This window comes from Pseudarthrobacter sp. TRD_SC_9 (genome assembly GCF_055361265.1).
The window spans coordinates 2,566,796-2,583,891 of sequence record NZ_CM143956.1; the positions used below are offsets into that span (position 1 = coordinate 2,566,796).

The 17,096-nt window shown below is 61.4% G+C and carries 16 protein-coding genes; 1 reads left to right on the forward strand and 15 read right to left on the reverse strand.

The window, feature by feature from the left end:
- Positions 1–23: 23 nt before the first annotated feature.
- The 11 genes from prfB to ACWA13_RS12030 all read right to left on the reverse strand — a co-directional run bounded on the left by prfB (position 24) and on the right by ACWA13_RS12030 (position 10,201).
- Entirely contained in the window at positions 24–1,139 is a 1,116-nt protein-coding gene (gene prfB / locus ACWA13_RS11980; protein WP_463934369.1) for a peptide chain release factor 2, read from the reverse strand.
- Positions 1,140–1,233: 94 nt separating this feature from the next.
- Positions 1,234–2,979 carry a CAP domain-containing protein gene (locus ACWA13_RS11985; RefSeq protein WP_463934371.1) on the reverse strand — a complete coding sequence of 582 codons (1,746 nt, stop codon included), beginning with the start codon at positions 2,977–2,979 and terminating at the stop codon, positions 1,234–1,236.
- A 226-nt stretch (positions 2,980–3,205) separates the two neighbouring features.
- Positions 3,206–3,676 (reverse strand): Tad domain-containing protein, encoded by a 471-nt coding sequence (locus ACWA13_RS11990; protein WP_463934373.1) that lies wholly within the window; start codon positions 3,674–3,676, stop codon positions 3,206–3,208.
- Entirely contained in the window at positions 3,673–4,179 is a 507-nt protein-coding gene (locus ACWA13_RS11995; protein WP_463934374.1) for a hypothetical protein, read from the reverse strand. Before ACWA13_RS11995 ends, ACWA13_RS11990 begins: the two co-directional genes overlap by 4 nt.
- A complete protein-coding gene (locus ACWA13_RS12000) occupies positions 4,160–4,573 on the reverse strand; it encodes a TadE/TadG family type IV pilus assembly protein (protein WP_463934375.1) in 414 nt (137 codons plus the stop codon). The genes ACWA13_RS11995 and ACWA13_RS12000 overlap by 20 nt, the downstream gene beginning before the upstream one ends.
- A 3-nt stretch (positions 4,574–4,576) precedes the next feature.
- Positions 4,577–4,819 (reverse strand): hypothetical protein, encoded by a 243-nt coding sequence (locus ACWA13_RS12005; RefSeq protein WP_463934377.1) that lies wholly within the window; start codon positions 4,817–4,819, stop codon positions 4,577–4,579.
- Positions 4,820–4,881: 62 nt separating this feature from the next.
- A complete protein-coding gene (locus tag ACWA13_RS12010) occupies positions 4,882–5,823 on the reverse strand; it encodes a type II secretion system F family protein (RefSeq protein ID WP_463934378.1) in 942 nt (313 codons plus the stop codon).
- Entirely contained in the window at positions 5,820–6,674 is an 855-nt protein-coding gene (locus ACWA13_RS12015; protein ID WP_463934380.1) for a type II secretion system F family protein, read from the reverse strand. The genes ACWA13_RS12010 and ACWA13_RS12015 overlap by 4 nt, the downstream gene beginning before the upstream one ends.
- Positions 6,674–7,897 (reverse strand): CpaF family protein, encoded by a 1,224-nt coding sequence (locus ACWA13_RS12020; RefSeq protein ID WP_463934382.1) that lies wholly within the window; start codon positions 7,895–7,897, stop codon positions 6,674–6,676. The genes ACWA13_RS12015 and ACWA13_RS12020 overlap by 1 nt, the downstream gene beginning before the upstream one ends.
- Before the next feature lie 158 nt (positions 7,898–8,055).
- Positions 8,056–8,706, reverse strand: a complete 651-nt coding sequence (locus ACWA13_RS12025) for an SGNH/GDSL hydrolase family protein (protein WP_463934383.1) — start codon at positions 8,704–8,706, stop codon at positions 8,056–8,058.
- A 160-nt stretch (positions 8,707–8,866) separates the two neighbouring features.
- A complete protein-coding gene (locus tag ACWA13_RS12030; protein ID WP_463934385.1) occupies positions 8,867–10,201 on the reverse strand; it encodes a glycosyltransferase family 39 protein in 1,335 nt (444 codons plus the stop codon).
- 853 nt (positions 10,202–11,054) lie between these two features.
- Between ACWA13_RS12030 and ACWA13_RS12035 the strand changes: the two genes are divergently transcribed.
- Positions 11,055–13,415 carry a GH25 family lysozyme gene (locus ACWA13_RS12035; RefSeq protein WP_463934387.1) on the forward strand — a complete coding sequence of 787 codons (2,361 nt, stop codon included), beginning with the start codon at positions 11,055–11,057 and terminating at the stop codon, positions 13,413–13,415.
- A gap of 136 nt (positions 13,416–13,551) precedes the next feature.
- On the opposite strand, the gene ACWA13_RS12040 is transcribed toward ACWA13_RS12035, so the two are convergent.
- From ACWA13_RS12040 to ACWA13_RS12055, 4 genes are read right to left on the reverse strand one after another with little or no spacing between them, the layout of a single operon-like run.
- The gene (locus ACWA13_RS12040; protein ID WP_463934389.1) at positions 13,552–14,967 is read right to left on the reverse strand and encodes a lipopolysaccharide biosynthesis protein; all 1,416 of its coding nucleotides are present in this window, start codon (positions 14,965–14,967) and stop codon (positions 13,552–13,554) included.
- A gap of 9 nt (positions 14,968–14,976) precedes the next feature.
- Positions 14,977–15,873: a glycosyltransferase family 2 protein gene (locus ACWA13_RS12045; RefSeq protein WP_463934391.1), complete on the reverse strand. Its 897-nt coding sequence runs from the start codon at positions 15,871–15,873 to the stop codon at positions 14,977–14,979.
- Positions 15,863–16,282 carry a DUF2304 domain-containing protein gene (locus ACWA13_RS12050; protein ID WP_463934392.1) on the reverse strand — a complete coding sequence of 140 codons (420 nt, stop codon included), beginning with the start codon at positions 16,280–16,282 and terminating at the stop codon, positions 15,863–15,865. Before ACWA13_RS12050 ends, ACWA13_RS12045 begins: the two co-directional genes overlap by 11 nt.
- Complete coding sequence (locus tag ACWA13_RS12055; protein ID WP_463934396.1) at positions 16,279–17,055, reverse strand: glycosyltransferase family 2 protein; 777 nt, start codon at positions 17,053–17,055, stop codon at positions 16,279–16,281. The genes ACWA13_RS12050 and ACWA13_RS12055 overlap by 4 nt, the downstream gene beginning before the upstream one ends.
- Between the last annotated feature and the right edge of the window lie 41 nt (positions 17,056–17,096).

The following is a 17,096-nucleotide window of genomic DNA, read 5'->3' on the forward strand; positions in this document are numbered from 1 at the left end:
CCGGGTAGGTACCTGTTTCCGTACTACTCCGTGGCGTTGCGGTTGTCAGTACGCCAGCGGATGCCGGCGTCAATGAAGTCGTCGATTTCGCCGTCGAACACTGCGGAAGTGTTGCCAACCTCGTGTTCGGTGCGCAGGTCCTTGACCATCTGGTACGGGTTCAGGACGTAGGAGCGCATTTGGTCGCCCCAGGACGCCTTTACGTCTCCGGCCAGAGCCTTCTTCTGCGCGTCTTCCTCCTCCTTTTTCAGGATCAGGAGGCGGGACTGAAGGACACGCAGTGCGGCCGCACGGTTCTGCAACTGGGATTTCTCGTTCTGCATGGACACCACCGTCCCGGTGGGGATGTGCGTGAGGCGGACGGCAGAGTCCGTGGTGTTAACTGACTGGCCGCCTGGGCCGGAGGACCGGAACACGTCAACGCGGATTTCATTGTCAGGGATGTCGATGTGATCCGTCTGCGCGATCAGCGGGATGACTTCGACGGCGGCGAAGGAGGTCTGGCGTCGGCCCTGGTTGTCAAAGGGGCTGATGCGGACCAACCGGTGGGTGCCGGCTTCAACACTCAGCGTTCCATAGGCGTAAGGCGCCTTGACTTCGAAGGTGGCAGACTTCAGCCCGGCTTCTTCGGCATAGGACGTGTCCATGACCGTAGTGGGATACCCATGGCGTTCGGCCCAGCGCAAGTACATCCGCATCAGCATCTCGGCGAAGTCCGCCGCGTCAACGCCCCCGGCGCCGGCACGGATGGACACCACTGCCTCGCGCTCATCGAATTCACCGGACAGCAGGGTAACCACTTCAAGTTCCTTGAGTGACTTGCGGATAGATTCAAGCTCGACGGCGGCCTCCCCCATGGAGTCGGCGTCATCTTCGTCCTGGCCCAGTTCCACGAGCACTTCAAGATCGTCAATCCGCGAGGCCAGAGTGGTGAGCCGCTCCAGTTCGGACTGGCGGTGGGACAGCCGGGAGGTGATGATCTGCGCCGCTGCAGGGTCATCCCACAGGTCCGGCTCACCCGCCCGTTCGCTGAGCTCAGCGATGTCTTCCTTCAGTGCTTCAACGTTGGTGACGTTTTCAATCGACGTGTAGGTGGCGCGGAGGGCGCGTATTTGTGCAGAAAAATCAATAGTGGCCATGGTCGTTTAAGCCTACGTCATCATGTCAGGAGACCCTGACGGCGGACATTACCAATGCTTATTGCAGGAGCCGGGACCGGGCGGATCATCCCGTTTACTGGGCCAGTCTTGACCCGGCCCAGGACCCCGCAATGTCCGACGGCGCGGCCAGCCAGCCGCTGGTAAGGTCCCAGTACTGGACGGTGTTCCCTGCCCGGCGGAGCGCCAGCCCGGTGGAGTTCAGTCCCGTGACGTCCCGCAACGGCTTGATGCCCGTGACATCACCCCAGCCAGTACCGACAGTAGGTGGCGATGCGACGTGCAACGCCGTGGTTCCCCGGCCGCGGTAAAACTGTACCGACCCGTCGGCGCGCAGGCCCAGGAGATCTTGGAAGCCGTCCGCGTCGTAGTCAACCATGGACACCCTGGCAGCAGTGAGCCCGGTGGCAACTGTTACCCTGGCCGCGAGGTCGCCCAGGCCCTTGTTGGGGTACAGGAAGAGGTTTCCGTTGGCGTCAAGGGCGAGGATCTGCGGCATTCGGTTGTTGGCACACCAGGTGCCCGCCGCCAAAGTCAGCGTGTTCCAACCGCCGGTGCCCAACCTGACAGGTGCGTGGAATCCGCCTGCGGCGATGCCGCGGTGGAGGGTCAGATTGCCGTTGGTCCACTGGGTCAGGAGATCATAGGCACCGTCCCGGTCCCAGTCGAGCGTGAAGACTTCCTTGGCTCCGGAAAAGCCGGAGCCGATAATTCTTGGGGCGCCGTAGGTGCGCCCACCCGCAGACGGACGGTTAATGACCTGTCCGGAGGAGTCCACCATGACCAGGTCGCCTGGACCTGTAATGGCTGCTGAGGACAGGTCCAGCGTAGGAGGCATGTGCTTGGCGGAGGCGTCGCACATGGTCGGCGGCGGAGCCGGCAAGGCACCGCCGCCGGTGGAGCTGCCGCCGGGTGAATCGGTAGTGCCGGAAGGAAGCGTGGTGTAACCGAAGAAGTTAACCACACCCCAGATCTGGTAAAGACGGTCTGTGTAGGTGATGCCTGCACCCATGACGTTGAACCGCGGATCCAGCAGCATGGCGTTGTGACCCGGCGATCCCTTCCACCACTCCACGAGCATTGCGGCATCACGGTCCGTGCGGATAGCGATGACTTCACCGGCGCCGTTGTTTGGACTGAGCGCGCGGGGGTCCTGCCAGAAATTTGCACGGTGCTCGATCACCTCGCGACTGGCGATGCTGTCGGACCACTCCTGCGCCATGCCGGCCACCGTAGCGTTGTACTTCACCTTGGCCAAGCCGCGGGAAACACGGTACTCGTTTATCGAGTTGAAAACGGTGAGGATGGCTGCCGCGTTGCTGTCCCGGACCAGCGCCTCGGTGCGCAACGCCGTCGGCTCGGGTTTCGGTTCCGGTTCCGGTGCCGCGAGGCTGCCCGGCGCGGGTTCCAGTTCCGCGTCGGGAGCCTGCAGCGGGGGAATCGAAAGAACCTCAGCTACCGCCGTGCCGGCCGAATCAGTGGATGGCAAGGTTCCTGCTCCCGGCGGTGTGCTGTCCACGGGTTCAGTCACGGGTGCGCTGGAAGGTTGCGGGGCTTTCTCCGCTTGCACGATGTCCGGCTCCACGGATGGAGCAGGAACTCCTTCATCGCCGGCCTCCGCGGTAGCCGTTGCTCCGGCATCGTTGAATGCTGGCGAAGCAGACGTCAATGCTGGCGAAGCAGACGCGGCACTCAACTGGCTGATGGTTTGCGGCTTGCCGGCCGGCAGTTGCAGAGGAAGACCGCCCGCAGATGCAGATGAGGAGACCAGCGCGAAAGCGCAGAGAATGCCGACGAATGACGGTGCAGCAAATTTTTTCACGTTTCCCCAGCTGTAGTTGGGCGTTCCGGGAGACCGTCCGGCGCCTGGTATTCAGAGGCAACATTAGCCCCTTCCGGCGGCTCCCATCGGAAGGTCGTGTGCCTTTTCGGTGAACGTGCCCGGCCTAGAGACCTTCGACGTAGGTTTAGCGCAGTACGAGACAGGTACAACTGCAGCAATACCTGGCTCCGATCACCAACCCGTTGTTGACGTTCACAGCCCGGGCTTATTGCAGGAGCCGGGACCGGGCGGTGGAGGTTGCTTCGATAATGATCCCGTCGGGCACCAGGAAGTTAACGATGGGCGGGTGGACAGCTGCGGCCAGCACAACTACGGCCGTTGAACCGTCCGGACTGCCGGTGGAGGTGACGATGGAAAGCCTGTCAAAACGCTGCGAGGCCGGGTTCCTGGCGAGGTAGTCGGCAGCGACGTTCTTGACCCGTTCGCTATGCAGGACTGCCGTGGGGGCTCCCCCGGCTGAGTCCAGTTGCCCCAGAGTGTAACTGTCCGCTGCAGCCAGCGAGGCGCCGTCGGCCATTGACAGCAACCGCTTGTGTTCGATGTAGACACTGGAGATCCCGATCACCACGGTGGCCACCAACAAGGCGAGAGTTACGTAGCCGATGATCATCACCATGATCTGGCCGTCCTCGCCGGGGATTCTTGCATCGGCCTTGTTTCCCTTGTCCTCGCTCATCGGTAGCGGCCAATCAGCTGGGTGGCGGAAGCATCCACCTCGGTGGCGTGGATGCCCAAGTCGCCAAACGGGAGGAACGGCAGGTCGATGTCGAGCCGGACAGTAACGGTCACGGCGGAGCCGGCCGTGGTGCAATCACCGGAGTCACAGCTCGCCACTACCTGGGCGCGCCCAGCTTCATGGCCGAAGTCCGCGAGCGCGAGAACGGCCGCCTGCTCGGCCGCGAGTGTCCCTGCAGCCGGATCCTCATGAGCCACAAAGACCTTCGCCGCCTGGTCTGCTGCCCCGACCACCGCGAAGGCGCCGCCTTGGATCTGGCCCATGGTGACGATGAAATAGACCAGGGGGACCATCAGGAGCAAGGCCAGGAAAGTAAATTCGACGACGGCACTCCCCTGTTCTCCGCTGCCGTTGAAGTTCCCGTTCCGCCCGTCGATGTCCGGGCTGGCTGCACCCTGAAGGCGCCGCACGAGCGCGAGTGCCTTAGGGCTGGATCGCAGCATGGCCAGTCACCTCCAGCATGTCCTGGGGGCCAATGAAACCAATGACCGGAAGCGGTGCCCGGACCGTAACCTCCAGAGTCCTGAAGCCTTCAAAGGTCACTTCGGAGGTGGAGATGTCCTGGGCAAAATCAGGGTTCAGCGCTGTACTGATCAGCATAGCCGCGCGTTCTTCCGCATCACCGGCGGTACGGTCGGCCAAGGTTCCGTATCGCGCACCGGACGACGCGGCGTCGATGAGGGTGTTGCGGACATGGAGTACCAGCGTCAGCTGGATGATGGCGAGAAAGAACGCAGTCAATAGGGCACCGACCATCACAAAGTCCACCACTGCAGATCCGCGTTCCTGTCCGCTGCAGACAGGACCGCCAGGCGCCCCACCGGCGTCGCGCATCATGTTCTACTTGCCTACCCTGCCCATGGCGTCGGTGAACATGGTTTCAAGGGCAGGGCCTGCAATGGCGAGCAGTCCGGCAACCAGGACCGCAGACATCAGGGTGATCATGACCCAGCCCGGTACATCTCCGCGTTCCGGGTGCTCCCCTTTTCGCGCACGCAGGCGGTTGGCAACGCCGGCCGCGGCAGAAGAAGCCGTGTCCTGTGAGGTGAGGACGAATGCCATCAGCTGTATTCCAATTTTCATGTCAGTACCTTCCTTTGATTCTTGTGTTCATGGTTGAAGAGCAGCCAGCGGCGGGGCCCAAATTACAGCCCTACGCTTATGGCAGCGAGTCCGGGGAAAACAGCAAAAATGACGGTGAGCGGCAGTACGCCAAAGACCAGCGGAACCATCATGGCAATCTCTTTCTTGCCTGCGGATTCCATGAGGTCCCGTTTCGCGATGTCACGTACGTCCTGGGCCTGCGCGCGAAGGACATCAGCCAACGGTGTGCCTCGTTCGACTGCCACCACCATTCCGTCGACGAAGCGGATCAACGGGCCCAGGTCCGTCCGTGCAGAAAACCCCTGCAGTGCTTCAACCAAGGGTTTACCGGCCCGGGTTTCGGCGAGTACCTTGCCGAACTCCTTCGAGAGTTCGCCGTGGGCGCTGCGGCAAACCCGCTCCATGGCACCGGCAGCGCTCTCCCCCGCGCCAACAGCCAAGGCCATCAGCTCGGCCAGGCTGGGAAATTCAGCCATCATCCGCTCCTCGCGCCGGCGGACTTGCATTCCAAGCCAGTAGTCGCGGCCCAGGAATCCGCCCAACGCGCCACCCAAGACCACCGTCACGGCCAGGAGCAGGCTGAATCTGCCGGCAACGGCGCCGAGAATGACCATGGCCATGGTGATGACAAAACCTGCAACACCCCAGAGAAGTTGCTCGGCCCGGAAATCAAAGGAGGACTTGTTGATGCCTGCCTGCGCGAGGCGCCGGGACAGCGCCCGCGAACCAAGATTGAATTTGCCCAGTGCGGCGACGGCGTCTCTGATGAGCGGACGCATGATTCGTTCCAGGGGCCCGAAGGGCGTTACGTTCTGCACGCCGGGACGGAGGAGCCGGGACTCAAGATTCTGGGATTTGAGCTGCGGTTCGATCCGCTCCGTCAGGCTGACAGGCCGCATAAAAGGCAGTCGGGCGAGGATCAGCCACAGTCCGATACCGAGGACAACGCCGCAGGCAAGGGCCGCGGCCGTCATTGCTGTCAACGCAGGACCCTTTCTTCCTGGGGCAGGGCGCCGATGCGGAGCATGATCGCATAGCAGACAAGGGAAACAGCAAGGCCACCAAGCAGCACCACTGCCCCGAGCGCTGTGTTGTAGGCGGCCACCGCCTCGGGCCTGGTGGCGAGCAGCAGCATCACAATCCACGGTGCGGCCACTGCCAGGCGCGCAGCGTTGATCGTCCAGGACTGCCTTGCTTCCAGTTCGCTTCTGGTGCGGGAGCTCTCGCGCAGGAACTCCCCGAGCATTCCCAGAAGCTTGCCAAGGTCCGAGCCCCCGACTTCCCGGGTAAGGCGCAGCGCTTCGACAATACGGTCAGCGACCGGATCGGCCAGTCGCTGCTTGAGGGCGTCCAATGCTGCGTCAAAGCGCCCGCCAGACCGGTAGTCCGCCCCGAAGTCCCGGAACACCGGACGCAGTTCCTCCGGCCCGTTATCTCCTAACTGGATCAGCGCTTCCGGAAGGGCCAGGCCGGCGCGGATCGCAGATCGAAGGTGATCGACGACGTCGGGCCATAGCTCCCGGAGCACGGCGGCACGTTTGCGGGCACGCCAGCGGATGACGGCGATGGGGAGGTAGCCGCCAAACAGTCCGAAGCAGCCGGACATTGGCCAGGACCGGCTGAAGGCGAAAAAGATCAAGGCAACGAAGATGCCCAGGCCGAGGCAGGACACCACCAGGCCGGCTGGGCTGACACGGTCGATTCCAGCCGACAGGAGCAGGTCCTGAATTCTGCTGTTCCGTGGAGCGCGCTTGGTCTTGGCCGGGCTTTCCCAGAACGACCACCAGATCAGGAACAACCCGGTCCCGGCGAGGATGCCCAGGAGCGGCGCCATCAGTGGCGTTCCAAGAGGGCGGCTACGTCATAACCGGCGCGGGCGAACTTCTCCGACGACGGCATGGAATTGGGCTTCGCGGCCAACTGACCGTCTTCGACGGCGAACACCATGGAAGACTCAATAATGCCGTTCTCCACTCGCCTTCCCAGTGACAGGATCTCGGTCACCTGGCGTCGCCCGTTGGCTGAACGGCTGCAGTGAACGACGAGGTCGATGCAAGAAGCGACGGTGGGAACTACGAAAGCACTGGAAATGTTCTCGCCGGCCAGCAGCGGAAGGGTACAGATCTTGGTTACCGCGTCATGGGCGGAGTTTGCGTGGACGGTACACATTCCCGGAAGGCCACTGTTAAGGGCAATCAGCATGTCCAGGCTTTCGGCTTCGCGGACCTCTCCCACGACGAGGCGGTCCGGCCGCATGCGAAGGGCTTCCTTGACCAGTCGGCGCAGCGGAATCTCGCCTTCACCTTCAAGGTTCGGCTGACGGCACTGGAGTCCCACCACGTCCCTGAGTGGGAACTGCAGCTCAAAGATCTCTTCGACGGTCACGACCCGCTCGCGGCTGCCTATGCTCGCCGCCAGGCAATTAAGCATGGTGGTCTTACCAGCCTGGGTGGCTCCGGAGACGAGGATATTGAGACCGCTGGCGACGGCGGCGCCGAGAAAACGCGCGGATTGCGGCGTCAGCGTCCCGAGCTCCACCAGGTGCTCCAGGCGACTGGCCTTCACCACGAACTTCCGTATGTTCACGGCCCAGTGCTTGCGGGTCACATCCGGGATGACGACGTGGAGCCTGGAGCCGTCCGGGAGCGCGGCGTCTACAAAAGGTGACGACATGTCCAGGCGGCGACCCGAACTCTTCAGCATGCGCTCGATGAGGTCCCGGACCTGCTGATCCGTCAGGTTCAGTGAGGTGAGCTCGGATTCACCATTCCTGGCCACAAAAATCTCGTTGGGGGCGTTGATCCAGATTTCTTCGATGCTCGGATCGTCGAGCAGCGGTTGGAGAGGCCCGTACCCGGCCACAGAATCGAACACGAGTCGACGGGCCGCGTCCAATGGACCGAGCGGAGGCAGCGGTCCCAGCAACGCGCGTTCGTCGTAGTCGTGGATGGCGTCCTCAACCAGGCGCCGTACCTCACCGTGTTGCCTGGAAGGATCCAGCCCGCGACGCCGGATCAGCTCACGGACTTCGTCCTCAACAATGCGTACCGCATCCATGTTTTCCCCAATACGTGGTGCCTTCTTACAAGGCAACTGGGCAACAGCTTAGGGATCGGCAGGCGAACGGCAAAGTCGCAAGTAGCACGATGTGGATAAGTGTTTGCCTGCTGCCGCAGAATATGAGCAACCGTCAAGACTCATCACGGATCGGGCACCTAAGGCGAGGACAACTTCTCCACCAGCGCCTTGCCCCACACATCGCTGCCTTCCTTGTTCGGATGAAGAGTATCGCTCAACAACGCGGCATATCCGCCGGCGTCCTTGAACGCTTGGTAAACATCTACAACTTCGTAGCCGCCCGCCTTGGCCATACTTCTGATCCTGTCGCCGATAACGCGGCTGGACTCCGTCTCCGGGTGGTGCGGATTCTGAAGCACAATGAGTACCGGAGGGGTCCCCAGCTTGTCATCGATTAGCGTCAGCAGACTGGAAAAGCCCGCTTCTGCCTGCTCCGGTCCAGAGTAGTTGTGGCCGTAGTTGACAATTACGAGATCCAGGCCAGCCGGCGCCATTGCCTCCAGGTTCGCGGCCGCGTAACTTCCCACGCTGCCCGCAACCGAGGCGTTCCAGATATTGATGGGAGCGTTTTCCGGCCCCGCGACGTCCACAATTTCTGCGTACCCCCGGCCGTCCATCCACTGGTGTACAGCTACCGGGCGGCTGAACTTGGGGCCGAGTTTTTCAGCAGCAACGTACGGAAATTCGCCGACCTCATCGCCGGTGGAATCTCCCAGCACAAGTGCGTTCCATGGCCTGCTCCCGTCGACCAGCAATGCCACCGACTCGCTGAGAGTCCGGGGCTTCACAATTTCCCCGGACGGTTGTGATTGGGACGTCGGGACCGCCGGAGAAGTTTCCATGAACCACTCAGGCCCCGGGGCCGAACATCCAGCAGCGGCTAGAACAAGCAACCCCATGGCAATGCTGCGCTTAAAATACTGAAACACTGCTCGTCCCCCCGCTCTTCTATTCCTTGGCGAATTTTGTAACCCGGGTTGAAGGACCTTGCGCGCTGTCCACGGGCGTATAACCAAGCGCACCAAGTGAATCAGCCATCTCCGTTGTATCAGACTTCTCGACCAGGATGACCGTGGAATGGACCAGAATCCGCTCCTTGAAATCGGCCACGTCACCACGCTGGTTGAAAATCCGGTTCCATTGGGCTGCTGTTTGAATTCGGGTGATGTCCTCAAGCCCCTCGAACCGTTCAGGATAAGCCTGATAGGCCAGATCGGTTTCCACGCCCATTACCAATCCATCTCCAGGTTCACCGAGCCACTCTACAGAGCTGGCAATGGCCCGAAAATCATCCTCGGGATCGCGTCCGTATTCGGTGCGTTGTCCTATATACGAGGGAAGGCCGACCATGAGACAAACGGCCGCCAAAACAGGAGGAGCCAGTCTCACTGCCCGGGCTTTGCCCATTGATCCAGGCGGCGCTAAGGCCGGGGCTGCTGCCAAAAGAGCCAGCGCCGGAAGCTCGAATGACAAGTAGCGGGGAAGATAGTAATTTCCCCCCGTCAGAAGCGACCCTCCAATGACTGCAGATACGGGTATCACTAACCACAGAAGCGCCACCTTTGTTATGAAGTGGCGTCTCCCCAATAGCGCACCTAGTCCGGCTGCAATCCATAACAGGCCACTCAGCACGACCATCGAAAAGTCTTCCCCCGGCGTCGGTATCGGTACAACGTGCCCTTCCACACTGAAGTAGCCGTCTGCAAAGAACTGAAGAAACGCCAGTTCGAAGGGAAACGAGGGCCCTACGTCCCTGATCCAGGCGATTTGAAACTGCTGTTGGCTAGCAACTGACGCGATGTATCCCGCCGGCACCAGCCAGGCGATCGAGGCCAAGGCCATCGCCTTCAGCCGCGTGCGCAGCGTCAGGTCCCAGACAGCTGCAACAGCGTGCACGGCAAGTAGCAGGATGCAGTAGAAGGACAAGCTCACCAGAATGCAGCCGATGGCTGCGTACGCTACCCACAGCCGTGCACGTCCTCCCTGACGAAGCGAGACCAAAACGTACGTCGCTGCCACGGCGCCCAGGACGGTCAGGGCGTATGACCGGGCATCGGTCGCGACGTACTGCGTTCTGGGCAGCAGGACAAGGAAAGTGGCGGCCAGCACACCGAACCGAGTCGATCCGACCTTCCGCCCCAATTCGACCAGCAACACGGCAGACGCCGCTATGGCTAAAAGGCTGGGCAAGCGCAGGGACAGTTCCGAGTGTCCAAACAGACCCGTCCAGGCGAACATGAAGTAGTAATATGCGCCGTGGACAGCATCGACTGTTCCGAGCATGGAACTTAGTTCAGGAAGATCACGGTTTACCGCGCTGACGGTGGCAGCCTCGTCCGTCCATAAGCTTGGCCGCGTTATCCCAAGCCCCGAATAGATAAGCGCCAGCAAACCCACTAACCAAGACCATCTCGAGAATCGACGCACCAGCCTATGATAGGCGGGATCATCTCGAGCGGCAGACCAGATGAACCACCGCCTCCCACGGTGGTCACCGGGCAGGAACCCATGAGTACTGCGGTTTACCGCGGGTGCAGCGATTTATTCTCACTCCTCGATGCTTGACCCGCGCGTCAAAAAGCGTGGTTGTTTCTGAATGCTCCCCTGATGACGTCCGCGGCAAGTAGCTCCCCTGGGGACGTCTGCGGCAAGAAGATACGTACGTCGACCCCTCGAAGCACCCCATGGATAACAATGTTGCATCTACATTAAAAGTATCTTGCGTACCATAGGTAACTCCAGTCACAGCAGTGTTATGGTGGGCCGGACGAAGTTGGCTTTTGGGGGCGTCACAGACAGCGAAGGTTGGGAGACGTGTTCCTCTCCAACCTCCAATCGCCGCAACTAAGGCGGTATGGACCGGAATGGGATAATGAAAAAGTCAAAAGCCGAATATCCGTCTCGCATTCCTCGAACCAGGGCCCTGCTCGCACTGACGTTGACAGCGCTGCTGACAACGGCGGCTACCGTGCCACCAGGTTTCGGTCCTGACGCGCCTGCTCCCTCACCGGCCAGCAGCGCCTCATCGGTGCCAACGCAAGGCACCGAACCGGCACCGGTAGTTTCACAGCCCGCTCGAGAGGCCACAGAGCCTCCACCCTCAGGTACGACTAGACCCGAGCCGCGGACATTGACGATGCCTGGGGAGAACTCCCCTACTGCCGAGCACATGAAAGAAGTCATGCGCCGGGCCATCCCGGCCGGAGGTGCAGAAATGGGCCAGCGCTCGCCCCGCGTCCTGGACGCCAAGCGCTCTTCCGGCTCCGGCTCTATGGGCCCCGGTTCGGCAAGCAGGGCTGTACCCCGGCCGCTTGCCCCGGCTACCGATCCTAACCATTGGCGTCCCAGTATTGGTATCGCTGGACAGGACGTCAGCGGCCACCAGGGAAACGTTGACTGGCAGGCTCAATGGAACCACGGGTCACGGTGGGCCTACGTTAAGGCGACGGAGGGAAACTACCACGTCAACCCAAATTTCGCGCAGCAATACAACGGCTCCCGCAATGTCGGCATGATCCGCGGCGCTTATCACTTCGCCATCCCCAACTGGTCATCCGGCGCTGACCAGGCCCGGTTCTTCGTAGCCAACGGCGGCGGCTGGCGCGCCGATGGCTGGACCCTGCCACCGGTCCTCGATATTGAGTACAACCCCTATGAGGGCAGGACTGACCTCGGCTATGAAACGGGCAACACGTGCTACAACCTCTCCCACGAACAGATGCGGTCCTGGATTTCGGAGTTTGGCAACACTGTACGATCGCTCACCGGCAGGCTGCCCGTCGTTTACACCACCACGGACTGGTGGACACGTTGCACGGGTAACGCCTCCGGCTACGGTGACTACCCACTTTGGATTGCCGCATACCCCTTTTCACCGAGCAACTCCCCAGGGACTCTTCCTGCAAGCTGGGGCCAGTTCAGCATGTGGCAATACAGCAGTAAAGGTCCGTTTGCCGGTGATTCCAATATCTGGAACGGCGACCACGCCGCACTAACTGCTTTCGCTGCGAGCGGCACCCCTCCGGCAGCCACCAGGGCCATTGCGGACGTCCGGACTGCTACGCCGGCCCTCGGGCAGCCAACATCGGGGATCATCTGCGGATTGCCCGGTGGTGGTTGCTATCAGGGGTACGCTGGCGGAGCTGTGATCTGGCACCCTGATACCGGCGCCCATGCCAGCCTAAGTGGCCCTATTCGGGACGCCTGGGGTTCGACCGGGTTTGAGAGTGGAAAGCTCGGTTACCCCACCAGCGGAATAATTTGCGGAATCCGCGACGGCGGCTGCTACCAGGCCTTCCAGCGGGGCGAAATCCTCTGGTCCGCAGCAACTGGAGCGCACGTCAGCGGCAACGGCGGCATCCGGGACCTCTACCGCAAAACAGGAGCCGAAAACGGCGTCCTGGGCTACCCCACCAGCGCCGAAACCTGTGGCCTGGTCAACGGCGGCTGCTACCAGGCCTACCAGCGGGGCGAAATCATGTGGTCCGTTGCCACAGGGGCACAACTGACCGATGCCGGCCCCATCCGAACCGCGTACCGCCAGTCAGGCGCCGAGAACGGCATCCTGGGCTACCCCACCAGCGGAAAAGTCTGCGGAATCCGCGACGGCGGCTGCTACCAGGCTTTCCAGCGGGGCGAAATCCTCTGGTCCGCAGCAACTGGAGCGCACATCAGCCGCAACGGCGGCATCCGGGACCTCTACCGCAAAACAGGAGCCGAAAACGGCGTCCTGGGCTACCCCACCAGCGCCGAAACCTGTGGCCTGGTCAACGGCGGCTGCTACCAGGCCTACCAGCGGGGCGAAATCATGTGGTCCGTTGCCACAGGGGCACAACTGACCGATGCCGGCCCCATCCGAACCGCGTACCGCCAGTCAGGCGCCGAGAACGGCATCCTGGGCTACCCCACCAGCGGAAAAGTCTGCGGACTCCGCGACGGCGGCTGCTACCAGGCCTTCCAGCGGGGCGAAATCCTGTGGTCCGCAGCAACTGGAGCGCACATCAGCCGCAACGGCGGCATCCGGGACCTCTACCGCAAAACAGGAGCCGAAAACGGCGTCCTGGGCTACCCCACCAGCGCCGAAACCTGTGGCCTGGTCAACGGCGGCTGCTACCAGGCCTACCAGCGGGGCGAAATCATGTGGTCCGTTGCCACAGGGGCACAACTGACCGATGCCGGCCCCATCCGAACCGCGTACCGCCAGTCAGGCGCCGAGAACGGCATCCTGGGCTACCCCACCAGCGGAAAAGTCTGCGGACTCCGCGACGGCGGCTGCTACCAGGCCTTCCAGCGGGGCGAAATCCTCTGGAGCGCAGCAACTGGAGCGCACATCAGCCGCAACGGCGGCATCCGGGACCTCTACCGCAAAACAGGAGCCGAAAACGGCGTCCTGGGCTACCCCACCAGCGCCGAAACCTGTGCCAACGGCGAGTGCTTCCAGATGTTTGCGAGGGGCAAAATCATATGGACCGCCAGCCGCGGAGCCAGCATCGCTTAGCCTGCCTTATCATCGCGGTTATTGGACAATGACGTGACGACGCTGCAGCCGTGGTCTACCCACGGGCATCAGACTCACACGTTTCAACCGCGCAAGCCCCTGCAGCTTATCCAGCATGCCTGGCCAGGCAGGATGGTCAGGCAGTCGGGACGCGGTGTCGTGTCTTCGCGCGGAGCAAGAGAACTACACACGCGAGGACGACACTTGCGGCGGCAATCTGCAAAAATCCTGAAATCAAGTTGACAGGGAGCAAGCCAAACAGGACAACGGTAGCGGTGTGAAGGGCGAATAGGAGTCCGAACAGCCTCAGAGGCCATAGGCCTGCCGTTTCGCGCCGTACCAACAGCCAATATACGACGCCGAGCAGCAGGAAGCCCGCACCCTGGACCAGGGCTATTCCGACAAGGTCCCTTGCAATCGCGAAGGGTACGGCAGCAGCCGTGGACGCCAGCAAAACTACCGGCGTTGCCAGTGCCATCAACTTGGTCTTTTGCAGCACATAAACCACGTTGGTGGCGACCAGGAACAGGCCATAGCCGATGGAAACCAGAGGCAGAATCCTGGCAACGGGCGCTAGACTGTCCGGGTCCACGGTAAGGACAATGCTGCCCGCAGGTGCAGCGGCGGACGCAAGCAGTCCGATCGCGGCAGAGGCAAGGAACACTTCTGTTGCAACCGAACGGAGTACGGTTTGCAGCCTGTCCGCGCCGGCTTCCATCAGCTGTGTCGACCATGCATTATTCAGTGCATTAAGAACCGTCATGGGTCCGAGTACGAAGATCAGGACCGCCCCGAATTGTCCAGCAGGGATTGCTCCCGAAATTGCTGCAAGGAGTAGCACTGACCCTTGGGTCAGCAGCATCAGTGCGCCGGTGTGCGGAAGCAAGGGAAGAGCGATGCTGACCGACTCACGAAGTGTGCCGGCGTCACGCCAAGGCAGGACTGGTCGGACGAGGACAACGGCACCTGCAGCGGCCACCGCTACGACGACCACGTACGCCGCGAGGTATGCCGTAGCTGTCGGCGTGGTCAGCAGGACGACGCATAGACCGGCAAGGTTTGCCGCGACCGATGAAATGAGACTGAGGGCAACGAAAGCCAGGGGCCTGTTCTGGGCGCGAAGAACAGCCTGTGCACCGAGGACCGATCCCAAAAGACCGATTGCCAGCATCGCCAACACCATTGGCCACGACACTCGCGATCCCGAGGCGGTGGTTCCCAAAATCACCCCGCCGCCCATCAGGACGCCTAGGGACAGGGCCGCCAACGCCAGGAAGCCGTACATGCCCTTTGAGCGTGAACGCCCGTTCATGGGATCGAACCACAGCCGGGTAATGGCCAGCGGGAGTCCTGCAGAGATCAGGACAACCACCACCTGGACTGTAACCACAGACGTGGAAACGAGTCCCCACTCCTCAGCGTTTAGTACGCGGATGGCAAACGGCTGGATCAGCAATAAGCCAAGGCCCTGAACGAGGGACCCGACCAGGTAGAGCATCGTAGCCCGGAACCTCGTGGTGCCGGATACGCCCTCAGTTGGCTCAGCGGTCATGTGGTGGCGCTACGGCCGGACTACGTGTGCAGCGAGCTTACGGAGGCCGGGCCACATGCGCTTCTGAACCACCTTCGGAGCGAGGCTCATCGCATGCAATCTAGATGAGACATGGAGCTTGGCCGCTGAGGTGGCCTTGTCCCAACCCAGACGGCCGAAATCGCGTGCGGATTCATCGAAGAACGCCCGTTCCTCCGCAAACCGGCGTCCGTCCAGCGCCTGGACGGACGAGTCGGATTCGCGGTGACGGCGGTACTGAAAGCAGACTGTGTCCATGACCATCATCTTCCCCCCATCCATGATGATGTCCATCGCCAGCGCGAGATCTTGAACCACGTTGTACTGCTCGCGAAAACTGTGCTTCTTGATGGCGTCGGAACGCCAGGCCACGGACGGGAAGTACAGCCAGTCGCCAGTAATCAGGCTGCGCGCCACAGGTTCCCCGGAAAGGACAGCGTCAGAACTCTGTCCCACAATGCGGCGCCGCAGGAAGTCCTTGACCTTGTCCCCGAGAGGAGAATAGACAACCCCGGTTTCGTCGATGACCTCGACGCCTGGCTGCACGATGTCCACGTCCTCGACGCGGAAACCCCGGCGAATAGTCTCGATGTAATTGGGCAGCATCACATCATCGGCGCCCATAATGACCGTGAACTCGTGCTCAACCAGGCCGAGACACTTTCGGTAGTTGCCGTTTGCCCCGAGGTTGACTTCGTTCCGAAGGTATCGGACACGATCGTCACCGGCCACGAGTTCAGCGAAATAGGCAGGCAGATTCTCGTCGGGGTAGCCGTCATCAACGATGGTCAAACGGAAGTCGCGGTCGGACTGGCGCAGAACAGAATCGACAGCGATTTTCATCATTGCCACATCGCCGTAGTAGGGCAGCATCACATCAATGGTCATTGTCTTCTTTCGGTGTGGACCGGCTCTCTACGGCCTGATCGTCTACATGTGGGGTGTTGGCTCCAGCAGCGGACCGCTCAAGGGCCTCCACCGCTCCGCGGAGTATGGAAACTTCTTCGGCAAGGATTCGGGTCTCATCTTCGAGGATGGTCAGCTCACGTGATACGTGAAGTCCAACGCCGACCAGCAGCACGATAGCGAGGGCGAAAAGCAGGTTGGCAGGCACCCGGATGCCAACTACAGAGGCTGCCCAGTCGAGGAGACCAGGAAAGAGGCCCAGTACGATGGTCAATCCACCGACCACGAGCCAGAGGACCGTGTACTTCTCCCGAAGTCTCCCCTGTCGCAGCATCTGCAAGACTGCGACGACCATGACAACGGCTATTACCAGTGCCGACGCAACGCTCATGATTGGATACTGCCTTCGCCTGCTATGGAGCCCTGCTCGGGGCTGACAATGGTATGGGGATGGGGCGTCTTCCGCCGCGCCAACGCGAAGCAGAGAACAAGCCCGGAACGGGCCAGGTAGATGGCGGACTTCACGGGACCCGTGCTAGGCGTTCCCGCCTGGCGAACTTTCATCTCGACCGGCACCTGAGTCACTGTGCACCCTGATTTGATGGCCACCACAAGAGAGTCGATCGTATCACCAAGGTACTCCGCGGGAAAATGGTCAATATACTGATGTAGCGCCCGTTCGTTAGCCGCCCTGAAGCCTGATGTCACATCAGTCAGCTCAGTTCCCGCCACCCTGGAAATGACCTTAGCGAGTACCGACATGGCCCATCGCCGCGGACCCTTAACGTCATAACTCCCCCGCCCCGCAAACCGGGCGCCAATCGATATGTCGGCACTTTGAAGGCCGGCGATAACGCGATCAATATCGAGCGGATCATGCTGACCATCGGAGTCGACCTGAATTGCTGCCTTGTACCCATGCCGTATGGCGTACTTGAAGCCGGTGCGCATGGCACCGCCGACACCCAGGTTGAAGGGGAGCTTGAGCACCGTGGCCCCTGCTTCGTGCGCCTCACGCGCTGTCTCATCCTTGGAACCATCGTCAACAACCAGAACATCGTGCTTGACCGTCCTCAGGACTTCCCGGACGGTATCTCCAATGACCTCTGCTTCGTTCCAAGCTGGCATGATGATGAGGACGCTGGAAGTATTCGAAGTGACCATGATGCCAAACTATATCAACAGCGAAGGGCTGCTTAACTGCA